At 46.9% G+C, this 12,471-nt stretch carries 12 protein-coding genes and 1 other annotated feature; of the genes, 4 read left to right on the forward strand and 8 right to left on the reverse strand.

All coding sequences use genetic code 11. The annotated features are described in order from the left end of the window. Positions 1-38 precede the first annotated feature (38 nt). Positions 39-1,331 carry an NCS2 family permease gene (locus tag KNP87_RS10090; RefSeq protein ID WP_214721568.1) on the forward strand — a complete coding sequence of 431 codons (1,293 nt, stop codon included), beginning with the start codon at positions 39-41 and terminating at the stop codon, positions 1,329-1,331. Positions 1,332-1,378: 47 nt separating this feature from the next. Here KNP87_RS10090 and KNP87_RS10095 read toward each other — a convergent pair whose 3' ends face one another. Then, entirely contained in the window at positions 1,379-2,662 is a 1,284-nt protein-coding gene (locus KNP87_RS10095; protein WP_026833842.1) for an ABC transporter substrate-binding protein, read from the reverse strand. A 189-nt stretch (positions 2,663-2,851) separates the two neighbouring features. Between KNP87_RS10095 and KNP87_RS10100 the strand changes: the two genes are divergently transcribed. Continuing rightward, the gene (locus KNP87_RS10100) at positions 2,852-4,315 is read left to right on the forward strand and encodes a potassium/proton antiporter (RefSeq protein ID WP_214721569.1); all 1,464 of its coding nucleotides are present in this window, start codon (positions 2,852-2,854) and stop codon (positions 4,313-4,315) included. Positions 4,316-4,364: 49 nt separating this feature from the next. Here the strand turns inward: KNP87_RS10100 and KNP87_RS10105 are convergent, their stop codons facing one another. From KNP87_RS10105 to KNP87_RS10125, 5 genes are all read right to left on the reverse strand, one after another. Then, positions 4,365-4,958: a DedA family protein gene (locus KNP87_RS10105; RefSeq protein ID WP_026833844.1), complete on the reverse strand. Its 594-nt coding sequence runs from the start codon at positions 4,956-4,958 to the stop codon at positions 4,365-4,367. A gap of 17 nt (positions 4,959-4,975) precedes the next feature. Continuing rightward, positions 4,976-5,197, reverse strand: coding sequence for a hypothetical protein (locus tag KNP87_RS10110; RefSeq protein WP_014969583.1), 222 nt, complete (start codon positions 5,195-5,197; stop codon positions 4,976-4,978). Between the two features lie 172 nt (positions 5,198-5,369). Beyond that, a complete protein-coding gene (asnA, locus tag KNP87_RS10115) occupies positions 5,370-6,344 on the reverse strand; it encodes an aspartate--ammonia ligase (protein ID WP_026833845.1) in 975 nt (324 codons plus the stop codon). A 67-nt stretch (positions 6,345-6,411) separates the two neighbouring features. Further along, positions 6,412-6,671 (reverse strand) — a binding site (T-box leader). Positions 6,672-6,813: 142 nt separating this feature from the next. Then, positions 6,814-7,701, reverse strand: coding sequence for a carbohydrate ABC transporter permease (locus KNP87_RS10120; protein WP_035387674.1), 888 nt, complete (start codon positions 7,699-7,701; stop codon positions 6,814-6,816). Further along, positions 7,698-8,588 carry a carbohydrate ABC transporter permease gene (locus KNP87_RS10125; protein ID WP_026833847.1) on the reverse strand — a complete coding sequence of 297 codons (891 nt, stop codon included), beginning with the start codon at positions 8,586-8,588 and terminating at the stop codon, positions 7,698-7,700. The genes KNP87_RS10120 and KNP87_RS10125 overlap by 4 nt, the downstream gene beginning before the upstream one ends. Positions 8,589-8,754: 166 nt before the next feature. Here KNP87_RS10125 and KNP87_RS10130 point away from each other — a divergent pair, with 166 nt between their 5' ends. Beyond that, complete coding sequence (locus tag KNP87_RS10130; protein WP_214721570.1) at positions 8,755-10,434, forward strand: formate--tetrahydrofolate ligase; 1,680 nt, start codon at positions 8,755-8,757, stop codon at positions 10,432-10,434. A 19-nt stretch (positions 10,435-10,453) separates the two neighbouring features. Next, positions 10,454-11,407 (forward strand): alpha/beta fold hydrolase, encoded by a 954-nt coding sequence (locus tag KNP87_RS10135; protein ID WP_081776050.1) that lies wholly within the window; start codon positions 10,454-10,456, stop codon positions 11,405-11,407. 49 nt (positions 11,408-11,456) lie between these two features. Here KNP87_RS10135 and KNP87_RS10140 read toward each other — a convergent pair whose 3' ends face one another. Next, a complete protein-coding gene (locus tag KNP87_RS10140) occupies positions 11,457-11,876 on the reverse strand; it encodes a hypothetical protein (protein WP_026833850.1) in 420 nt (139 codons plus the stop codon). Beyond that, positions 11,873-12,418 (reverse strand): imm11 family protein, encoded by a 546-nt coding sequence (locus KNP87_RS10145; protein WP_233550700.1) that lies wholly within the window; start codon positions 12,416-12,418, stop codon positions 11,873-11,875. The genes KNP87_RS10140 and KNP87_RS10145 overlap by 4 nt, the downstream gene beginning before the upstream one ends. Positions 12,419-12,471 lie beyond the last annotated feature (53 nt).

A 12,471-nucleotide genomic window follows, 5' to 3' on the forward strand; every position in this document is an offset into this window, starting at 1 on the left:
TTTAACAAACTTTTTGAGATTAAGGTGGTTTCTGACTCATGTTCAAACTTTCCGAACACAATACAACAGCCAAACGCGAAATCCAAGCTGGTTTCATTACGTTCATCACCATGGCTTATATTCTTTTCGTCAATCCGACGATCTTGTCGGAAGCAGGTATTCCGCAAGATCAAGCGTTCTCGGCGACCATCATCGCGACACTTGTCGGGACATTACTGATGGGATTTTATGCGAATCTACCAATCGCCGTCGCCCCGGGCATGGGGCTGAACGCCTATTTCACGTATACACTGGTCATCGGAGAAAAGATTCCGTATCAAACTGCATTGTCTGTCGTGTTTGTCGCCGGAATCATTTTTCTGTTGCTGTCCTTGTCCCCGTTGCGGACTAAACTCATCGAGGTCATTCCAGCGACCTTGAAGTTAGCGATCACCGGCGGGATTGGTTTATTCATCGCTTCGCTCGGCTTAAAGATGTCTGGTATTCTCGTCGCAGATCCGGCGACGTTGATGACAATCGGTTCCCTGACTTCACCAGAGGCCATGATTACCTTGATTGGTCTGCTTGTAGCTGCTGTCTTAACACTTAAACGAGTTCCGGGTGGTTTGCTGTACGCCATGCTATTGGCCGGACTGCTTGCGTTCTTGAGTGGAGAATTGACGTTTTCGAAGACGCTGATTGCTTTGCCGACGTTGCCGGAAGGTATTCTTGTCGCCAATCCTTTCTCTGCTGTGCAAGACGTCATTCAATATGGACTGTTCGGCGGTGTCCTTTCCTTTGTGCTCGTCACGATGTTTGATACAACCGGAACAATGGTTGCCGTTGGCGAACAAGCCGGCTTGATCGAAAAAGACGGCTCTTTAAAAAACAGTGAGCGTGCCCTGTTATCCGACTCGACTGCCATGGTCGTCGGATCAATGTTCGGGACAAGTCCTACTACGGCTTATGTTGAATCGGCTTCCGGCGTTGCAGCCGGTGGACGGACTGGATTAACATCCGTTACGGTGGGTCTCTTATTCGCTCTTGCTGCGGTCTTCGGTCCAATCGTTCAGTCGATTTCAGCTGTTCCTGCCATCACGGCACCTGCATTGATGCTTGTAGGAGCATTGATGCTTCAAAACATCAAACAGATCAATTGGGATGATTTCGGCGAAGCCTTTACAGCGTTCATGATCATCGTCATCATGCCGCTTTCCGGAAGCATCGCAACAGGAATCGCCTTTGGATTTATCATCTATCCCATCATGAAGGCTGTTCAAAAACAGCGTGTCCATGCTTTGATTTATGTGTTCGCCGTTCTATTTTTCATTCAATTGTTCTTCTTGCACTAAGAAAAAACGTGTTGCTCCCGATGATTCGGGAACAGCACGTTTTTGTTTTACTTCTTCATTTTCTCCCATGTCTTCGTAAAGTCTTGCAACATTTCTTCCGACGTCTTCTGCTTACCGACATATGCCTGCATGATTGCACCCATTTCGTTTACAGCACCGTCCGGATATTTGAACCAGTTCCATGAAATTGTTTTATCTTCTTTTGAATACTTGATGATATCATCTGCCAACGGTCCAAGATCAGCGGCTTCAATCGATTTGAAGGCAGGAATGAACTTGAATTTGTTGACCATATAATCTTTTCCTGTTTCAGATGTCGCCATCCACTCCAAGAATTTTTTACCTTCTTCTTTATTTTTCGAGTTTTTATTGACGACCCAGTTGTTTGGAACACCAACAGGAAGACGGTCCATTTTTTCTTTGTCATCATTGATCGGCATCGGAATGAAGCCCATCTCGATATCTGGATTAACATCCGTAATCAGTTGTTGTGCCCAGTTCCCTTGTTGGATCATCGCTGTTTTTCCTTCAGCAAATTGCGAAACCTGTGTATTGTAATCCGTTGTCAGTGGATTTTTATTGCCGTATTTAATCGTCAAGTCAAACAAGTTCATGAATTCTTTGAACTGTTTGTTGTCTTCAAATTTTCCTTTTCCAGCATTCAGATCGGCAATGAATTGATCCGGATCATCTTGTTGCGCCACCGGAATGTTCAGCAAGTGGTTTCCAAGGATCCACCACTCTCCATATCCGATTGAGAACGGTGTGACACCGTCTGCTTTAAGTTTTTCCGATGCTTCCGTGAGTTCAGTCAATGTTTTCGGTAACTCTGTAATTCCGGCTTTTTTGAAGATTTCTTTATTGTAAATGAAACCGTATCCTTCCAGATTCATCGGCATGCCGTACAGCTTTCCGTCAATTGTCATCGGCTCTTTTGATAAATCCGTCAAATCACTGACCCATTTTTCGTCGGATAAATCTTCTAATTTATCTTGCCAGGTTTTAGCTTCCGTGAATCCACCATTGTTGAAGACGTCCGGTTCGTTACCTGAAGCGAACTGCGATTTTAACGCTGCTCCATAGTCTGATCCGCCGCCGACCGTTTGAACGACGACTTTTACGCCGGTTTCTTTTTCGTAATCCTTCGCCATCTTTTCCATGTCTTTTGCGATTTCAGCTTTAAATTGGAATACGTTGAGGGTCTTGCCATCTTTGGAAGAGCCACTGTCCTTTGAGTCATCACTATTGAGTGTTCCACCGCCACACGCTGCAAGTGCTACGACCATCGCCGTCGTCACAACTGGTAGTGCTGCCCATTTACGTTTACGCATTCGGATACCTCCCTGATTTCGAGTTGATAATCGTGCTACGCTTTTACAATAAATGAAAACGCTTGCAATAAAAATAGATAATTTTGTCCGGTGCGGTGGAAAATATTGAACAATCGTTACCCGACAGAAAAACTCGGGATTAGTGTATGATAAAGGAAAGAATGTTATTTAATGAAGGAGTTTGATGCAATGTCCTTACAATTCACGATTTTATTGATTGGTTTACTGCTGTTTACTGCCGTCTGGACGACTAAGCTATCGAGTCGCCTCAACATCCCGGCCCTGTTGATTTTCATCGCACTCGGCATGATCGCCGGCAGTGACATTACCGGATTCATCCGTTTTGACGATGCCGAGTTGGCACAATTGCTTGGTACTGTCGCTTTAATCATCATTTTATTTGAGGGGGGACTGCAGACGGTCTGGAAAGAGGTAAAAACCGAACTCGCTCCGTCTCTCTCCCTGGCAACATTCGGTGTTTTTATCGCTACGACAATCGTAGCTGTCGCCTCTCACTATATTCTTGGCTTCAGTTGGGCAAATGCCTTTTTACTAGGGGCCATTGTCGGTTCCACCGATGCTGCTGCCATCTTCTCCGTGCTCAGCGGACAATCCGTTCGGCGGAAAGTCGGTTCGACGCTGGAAGTCGAATCCGGTACCAATGACCCGATGGCTGTTTTTCTGACCGTCCTATTCCTCGAGTTCGTGACGAATCCGAAGGAAGCTTCGCTTCTTTCCGGCTTGTCTTCACTCGTTTGGGAAATGGTGATTGGTTTACTGCTCGGATTATTGATCGGCTGGGTCGCATCGACGTTGCTGAACCGGATTGATTTAAGTTCATCCAGCTTTTATCCGATTCTCTTGATGTCTTTTGCCTTTCTTTCCTTTGGTCTTGCCGATACGATTCATGCCAGTGGTTTCTTGGCGGTCTACGTGACAGCCATCTATATCAGCAACCATGAACTGGTTTATCGCCAGACGCTTGTCCGCTTTACGATGAGTATGGCGCATCTTGCCCAAATCGGTATGTTCATTGTTCTCGGGTTACTTGTCTTCCCGAAACAGTTGCTCGATCCTCAGGTCATCCTGTCATCCATCGCGTTGGCCCTGATTCTGATTTTCATTGCACGTCCGGTCTCGGTCTGGCTCAGCCTGCTTCCTTTTAAATACTCATGGCAGGAAAAAGTGTTTATCTCCTTTGCCGGTTTAAAAGGTGCGGTTCCGATCATCCTGGCGACGTATCCACTGGTTGCCGGAATCGAGAACGCCGGTATGATTTTCAATATCGTCTTCTTTACCGTTCTTCTGTCAACATTGATCCAAGGGAGCATGCTCACCTTCTTGGCGGATCGCCTTCAGTTAAATGAGACCGGTTCTTCGACCATTCAAACCGTCATTGAGTTCATGTCGATTGGTAAACCGAATGCTGAAATCATTGAACTGACGATTCCGAACTCGCATCCGTTTGTCGGACAAGCCATCTCAGACATTGATCTGCCGCAGGAATTTTTGATCACCGCCATCATTCGTAATGATCAAATCATCACGCCGCGGGGAGATACGGTTTTTGAAGGACGCGATCAATTGCTTCTATTAACACCGAAACACCGGATCAAAACGCTGAAACGCTTTTTATTCCCGAAAACCTCATGACAAAAAGGACGAATCGATCGACGATTCGTCCTTTTTTTGTGATCTACACTCACCGTTTTGCTTTTAATCGACGATACAAAATGTATCCCACAATCCCGATGACGATGATTCCGAGAATCCACCATAACTCTTGTTCTAATCCCTTGAGCATCGATTCCGCCCGTTCGACCCCAAACTTTTCGCCCAACCAGACATAGAAAAACGACACGGGAAACAACCCTAGACTCGATGCAAGTAAGTACCGTTTAAAAGACAGATTGAACAAGCCGCACGGAATGGAGACGACGGAACGCACAACAGGGAAAAAGCGGCCAAATAACGCTGACCAGGAACCATACTTCGAGACAATCCGTTCCCCCTGAACAATTTCCCGTTCTTTAATCATCAACCATTTTCCGTAACGGATTAAGATTGGACGTCCGGCGTAGCGACCAAGAAAATAAAACAATGTGGCGCCCATCAAACTGCCGACAAATCCAATCAGGACGGCTGCTGTCCATCCTAGTGTCCCGTTTGAGACATAGAGGCCAAGTAACGGTAATCCCACTTCAGCCGGGATCAACTCGGTTCCGAGCCCGATAATCATGATTCCTAAAAACAGCCAGAGATTCGACTCTCCGGCTGAGAATAACCATTCTAACATCCAACCACTCCTCTAAATCAGCCTCGTGCAGGACGAAGAAGATAATAAATAATGACGACAAGGGTCGTCCAGACACCTGTGAAGATTCCGATGATTCCGACGATAAAGAATCCAAGCGCCATCATCGATCCTGTTCGTTTGTAATCACGCCACATCGTTCGAAGTCCTTTGATGTTGAACCAAAGAAAAACTACAAAAAGTAAGGCAAACACTAATCCCGTAATGAGTATCGCTGACATGTCTTCACCTCTTTCTTATTAGTTGTTATCCCCATTATACCTTACTTTTACACGTCTTCCCTCCGTCTGAGGTCTCATGAACCTACTTTCATCATGAAAAAAAGCGATGTTCATCACCATTACTGGCGCGAACATCGCTTGTTTCTATGATTTATGTGTGAATCACTCGTTTTTACAACAGGTGTACGCCTTGCTCACGATAAGCAGTCCGTGTCTCTTCTGACCAGACCGACGCTTGAACTTCACCGATATGACGTTTCTTCAACAAGAACATCGCCATACGTGATTGCCCGATGCCTCCACCAATCGTTAACGGGAGCTTTTCTTCCAATACGCCTTGATGGAACGGGAAATCAAGTTTCGCATGTTCCCCAGTCGTCTCGATTTGTGCCAGTAACGTTTCACGGTCGACACGAATGCCCATTGATGAAAGTTCAAATGCTCCGATTTCCGGATGGTGGACTAAAATATCACCGTTGAGTGTCCAGTCATCGTAGTCAGCTGCTCGACCATCATGTTTTTCTCCGGATGCCAGCGCACCGCCGATCTGCATCAAGAAGACCGCACCATATTCTTTCGTCACTTCCGTCTCCCGCTCTTTTGTAGAAAGGGTCGGGTATGCATCTTCGAGCTCTTGTGTCGTCATAAAGTGAATCGTCTCCGGCAAGATGGCCTCGATTCCGAACTGTTCTTCGACTTCACGCTCTACTTGATGAATCGATTGATAGATGGCCCGTACTGTCGTCTGCAAGTAATCGATCGTCCGTTCTTCCTTCGAGATGATCCGCTCCCAATCCCATTGGTCGACATGAATCGAGTGGGTCGCGTCCAAGACTTCATCGCGACGAATCGCATGCATCAGCGTGTATAATCCTTCGCCTTTTGCGAATCCGTACGTATGGAGTGCTTGACGTTTCCACTTCGCGAGAGATTGAACGATTTCAAGTTCAGCCTGATGATCAAGCGCATCAAAACGGATGACGCGTTCGATTCCGTTGAGGTGATCGTTGACTCCGAGTGTGCTTTCAACGAATAAAGGTGCTTCGACGCGTGTTAATCCGAGTTGTGTTGAGAATTGCTCCTCAAAGCGTTTTTTTACGAGTGTGATTGCTTCCTGTGTCTGTTTCATCGATACGAGTGTTGTCATGGTATTCTTCCTCCTCAATTGTGTGTTTGAAAAAGAAGCCATAAAAAAGAGCCCTTCTCTCCCAAGAATATGGGACGAAAGACTCGGTTCCGCGGTACCACCCATGTTAACAGCTCAGCTGCTCACTCAAAAGACTGATGATCAATTATCATCTCAATCTTCGGCCATATGATAACGGACAGGCAACTCCGGCTACGCCTACTGACTCGTGTGTTCGGGTAGCGACTCCGGGATGTTCTTCGCAACTTGTTTCCGACTGGGCTCTCACCGTCCCCAGCTCGCTAATCCGGTTTTACAAGATGTTACTCTTCCCTTCAACGTCGTTGTTACAATTGAATTGAGAACATCGTACACCATGCAACAAGTGTTTGAAAAGCCCTTTTTTCAAAAAAAAATAAAATAATCTGACTAATCAGATTAGCTAATCTAAAGAAAAACGTTCCCGCAGAAGCGAGAACGCGCTTACAATTTATTTGATTGAACCACTCGTAATTCCCTGAATAATTTGCTTTTGCATCGCGAAGAAGAATAATAACAGCGGAATGATACCGAGGATCAGTCCCGCCAAGGCCAAATCCCATTGTTTTGTATACTGACCGAAGAAGTAGAACGTGGCGAGCGGAATCGTCCGCAGTTCGACGTCACGCAACATCAGCGACGGCAACAGGAAATCATTCCAAATCCATAGTGTGTTTAAGATGACGATTGTCACCGTGATCGGTTTGAGCAACGGGAACACGATGCGCCAAAACACGCCCCACTGGGAACAGCCGTCAATGATTGCTGCCTCTTCGATTTCTTCCGGAATCGATTTCATGAAGCCGTGGTACAAGAAAATCGACAACCCGGATCCAAAACCAAGATACATGAGAATCAAGCCCCAATAACTGTTTTGTAACCCCAAGTCACCCGATAACTTGGATAACGGAATCATGATCGACTGGAACGGAATGATCATCGCGGCGACAAACAGGAAAAAGATGATTGTCGATAACCGGGTTTTCGTCCGAACCAGCTTCCAGGCAGCCATCGAACAAAAAATGACGATGACGGCATTCGCCCCGACAGTAATGATGACAGAGTTCAAGAACACTTTTCCAAAATTCATCGCTTCCCAGGCATCCGTATAGTTCGAGGTGATCCATTCTTTTGGAAGTCCTGACGTATTCGTAAAAATATCACCTTGCGTCTTAAACGAGTTCGAAATGACATAATAAAATGGAATCATATACAGTAAGCCCATCAGCAAGGCGGCGATTTCGACAGTTCCGAGTCGCACCGAGTAACGGCCCCGTTTTTTCGGTGCCGGTTGTTCCGGCTTCAGTTCTGGTTTCGGTAAAGGTTGCGCGGTACTCATGCTTCCACCTCCCGTTTTTTCGTCAAGTAGACCTGAGTTACGGTAATCGCTGCGACGACCACAAAGAAGATGATCGCTTTGGCCGAACCAAGACCAAGGTTGTTGTTCGTAAACGATTCTTTATAGATATTCAGTGCGAGCATCTCGGTTGATTTAAACGGTCCACCGTTCGTCAGCGATAAGTTCGTATCAAATAATTTGAACGACCATGAAATCGTCAGGAACAGACAGATCGTCACCGATGGCATGATCAGCGGAATCGTGATGTTACGTAACGTCGATAGGCGGTTCGCGCCATCGATTTTTGCGGCCTCAATCAGTTCCTGCGGGACATTTTGAAGGGCGGCAATGTAGATGACCATGATATAACCGCCACCTTGCCAGATCGAAACGATGACAATGCCCCAAAATCCGGTCTGGGCGTCACCAAGCCAGGGAAGTTCAAATAAACTCCAACCTGTCAGCTCTCCGATCGATGCAAATCCTTTAACATAAATGAACTGCCAAACGAATCCTAAAATCAAGCCGCCGATCAAGTTCGGCATGAAGAAAATTGTCCGTAAAAAGTTACGGGTCCGAATGTTTTGTGTGAGTAAAAACGCTAACAGGAAGCCGACTAGATTCGTCAGAATCACGGCAACAACTGTATATTTCGTCGTCAACCAAAATGACTGCTGGAATTGGTCATCGACCGTAAAGAGGCGTACATAATTGTCGAATCCAATCCAATTCAATTCACCTGTAATTCCGTTCCAATCCGTGAACGAATACATGACACCGTTAAAAAAAGGTACGAGAACAATTACCGCGAAAACCAGAAAGACGGGTCCGACGAACATCCAAAACTCGAGTCCGCGTTTTACTTTTTTCTTATTGCTTACTGCCATTGCTCATCCCTCCTCTGTCCTAAGCGTACGGAATTTTCCACAAAATGAAAACGCAACCATTTGACACATTGGGTGGAAAATATTGAACGATTATTTGGCGCGACCCTTTCGAATGAGCTACTATAAAGAAATATAAAGAATTTCATCTTGAGAGGAAGATTATGCCATGGAGAAAACCATTCGTTCTGATCTAGAGATTGCCCAACAAACGACTTTACAACCTATTTCTGAAATCGCCCGTCAAATCGGGCTGACGGACGCAGATTATGACTCGTACGGAAAGTACAAGGCGAAGTTGACGGATGGGCTAGCCGAACGGTTGGCAACGAATGCCGACGGAAAATTGATTCTCGTCACAGCCATCAATCCAACGGCTGCCGGTGAAGGAAAATCAACGGTGACGGTCGGACTTGGTCAGGCATTGCACCGGCTCAAGCACAAAACGATGATTTGTCTGCGGGAACCGTCGCTCGGACCCACGATGGGATTAAAGGGCGGCGCTTGCGGCGGCGGCTACAGCCAAGTGTTGCCGATGGAAGAAATCAACCTGCATTTCACAGGTGACATGCATGCTATTACCTCGGCCCACAACACAATCAGCGCTCTGCTCGACAATCATCTTCATCAAGGCAATGATTTGCGGATCGATCCGCGTCGCATCACATGGAAACGTGTCCTCGACCTGAATGACCGGGCGTTACGCAACATCACGATCGGACTCGGTGGAGCGGCTCATGGTATTCCGCGTCAAGACGGCTTCGACATCACCGTTGCATCAGAAATCATGGCGGTCCTTTGTCTCGCCGACTCGATTGCTGATCTGGAGGACCGAATCAGCCGGATTGTCGTCGCTCACTCGTACGAGCAACAGCCGGTGACCGTCAAGGATATCCAGGCTTCCGGTGCTGCGACATTGCTCTTAAAAGAGGCATTCCGTCCAAATTTGGTACAGACCGTCGAAGGGACGCCGGCCTTGATTCACGGCGGACCGTTCGCAAACATCGCCCATGGTTGTAATTCGCTGATTGCAACGCGAACGGCTCTCAAGCTGAGCGATTATGTCGTGACAGAAGCCGGCTTCGGCGCTGATCTTGGCGCTGAAAAATTCTTTAACATCAAGTCACGAATCGGCAATTTACATCCTGATGCCGTCGTTCTCGTTGCCACCGTCCGTGCGTTAAAAATGCATGGTGGTGTCGCAAAAGACCAGTTGGCTGAAGAAAACCTATCTGCCTTGGTCGAAGGACTCGCTTTGCTCGAAAAACACGTCGAGACAATGGATTTGTTTGGTGTTCCGGCGGTCGTAGCCTTAAATCGTTTTTCAAGCGATACAGAAACGGAACGTCAGACCGTACTCGACTGGTGTCGCGAACGAAAAATCCGCGTTGCGGAAAGTGAAGTATTCAGTCAAGGTGGAGCCGGTGGAGAAACGTTGGTCGAACAGGTTTTCGAAGCACTCGAAGAAGACAGCCAGTTCACGCCTCTTTATCCAACCGATTTACCGCTCACTCAAAAAATCGAGCGGATTGCGATGCGTGTCTATGGTGCAGCCGGAGTCCATTTCGAGGAAAAAGCATTGCGTGAACTGGAACGTTGCACGGATCAAGGACTTGGCCATTTGCCGATTTGTATGGCAAAAACGCCGTTTTCATTGACGGATGATCCGACTAAGTACGGACGAGTCGAAGGGTTTATGATTACGGTCCGCGAAATCAGACCGGCGATCGGGGCGGGATTCATCGTCGCCTTGACCGGGAATGTATTAACCATGCCGGGTTTACCGAAAATACCGGCGGCTAATACGATGGGAATTTCTGAAGATGGAACGATATTCGGGCTTTCTTAATCAAGGAAGGATGATATACATGACAATCGATCATACACACTGGATTGCATCTGACGGTCATACGACGAACATGCATCTTTTGGAAGCAAGTGCGCCTAAAGGTGTCGTCATCGTTTTTCACGGCATGATGGAACACGGGGAACGTTACCAGGAATTTGCCGAGTTTCTGTATGCCCATCACTATCACACCGTCATCCCGGATTTACGCTGTTTTGGTGCTCAGGCTCCTCAGTTGGGTCACTTAGAACCAAATCAAGGGTTTGATCAGTTGGTTCAAGATGCGGAAGAATTGGTTTACGACATTAAAGACCGCTATCCGGACTTACCGATTTTTGCATTTGGTCACAGCTTCGGTTCGCTGATTTCAAGACGCCTTGGACAAACACTCGGTCACGAACTGGCTGGTGTTATTGCCAGCGGTCCCCCGACCGACAGCGGAATACTCGGGAATATCAGTAAAAAAATCGTTCGGCAATTGATCGAGCAAACATCGGCGCAGCACCCGGCGGAAGGCATGAGTAAATTGGTTTTTGGCCGCTACAACTTACGCTTCTTCCCGGCCTTGTCGCCAAATGCCTGGTTATCGTCCGACCCGCAGTCGGTCATGCGTTATGATGAAGACGTACTGTCTGGTCAAACTGTGACACTTGGATTCTTTCATGAATTGCTTTCTGCCACAAAAGCCGTAAACTCCCTGTCTTATCTTTATCAGCATCCGCGGCATCTTCCGTTGTTACTGATTGCCGGTGAAGATGATCCCGTCGCCTTTGACGGAAAAGGGATTCATACCTTGTTCGACGCCTATAACCGGGTTCGTGTTGAAGGTGTTCAACTCACCGTCTATCGCGGATTGCGCCATGAACTGTTTCACGAATTTGAGCGGATTCGTGTCTTCGCGGATATTGCGGGCTGGCTGAATAAACAGGTTGGATCCCGTCTTCCTTCTTCTGTCCGGAGACAAGGACACCCATAATCAAAAAAAGGAGTCATCCTCTATCGCTTAGAGGGTGACTCCTTTTTGATCAATGGATCCAGCTCAATGAACGGATCATCGTTTCGATTTCTTCTAATTCCAATGACTCTCGATCAGCAGAATAAGTCAACAGCACAAGACGTTCGCCGTCGGAGTAGGCAAAGATGCGGATAAACACATCTTCTTCTTTTCCATCAACAGCAAGCAAGGCTTCTTTTGGTGTATTCCGACGCGCTTCAAGAGGTCCCGTCAATTCAATGCCAAACTCTTCTACCAACAAATTGATTTCTTGTTCAGCCGCTTCAAACGGTGTCAGTTCTTCTGCATCCGACTCATAAATCGACAACTGTAAGGTGCCCATCGCATTTTCTTCCGTCGAATAAAAACTAACGAACGTTTCCTCTTCCTGGTATTCAAACGTCTGTGGATATTCAAGAGTAATCCAATTATCGACCGTGTAATGTTTCATATAATTTCCTCCATTCGATTTATCTCGCCAAAATGTACTCCTGTCACGGTCAGTTGTTCCAAATACCGTGCTAGCGTGTCCGAAAGGAAAATACGATCCGTCCGTTCATCTCGCAAGATGTGGTGGGGACCAAGCGACTCACTGATGATCCGCTCCGTCATGAAATAGACCTGTCTCTTCCGAATGGTGCGGAAAATATTTGTCTTATGTAAATGCTCCACCCGTCTTACCGCTAGTATATTGATGAGATAGTAATTGCTTAATCCCGACCGCGTCTTCAACTGGACCCGAAGACATTGTACAGAAAACGGAGTCAACCGTTCCAATGTCTGTTTCATCCGTTCCGATACCAGCGGGATATTCAATTCGTTCGGAAGCACGTCCGGTAACATATCCGCATCCTGTTCGATTGAAAAGGCAAGTAAGCTTGTGTTCAGAAACCACTCTCCTGTCATGAAGCGATAACGATCGATTTGATGATGACAGGTCGCCCTCCATCCTTTTCCCATCGCCTGTTCGCTCCAAACTCGAACTTTGTTCACCAGTCATTCGCTCCTCTTTCCATCCTCGGGCATTCATGCTCGTCGCAGGAAGC

This window comes from Exiguobacterium sp. s192 (assembly GCF_018618795.1).
In the GTDB taxonomy this organism is placed as follows: domain Bacteria; phylum Bacillota; class Bacilli; order Exiguobacteriales; family Exiguobacteriaceae; genus Exiguobacterium_A; species Exiguobacterium_A undae.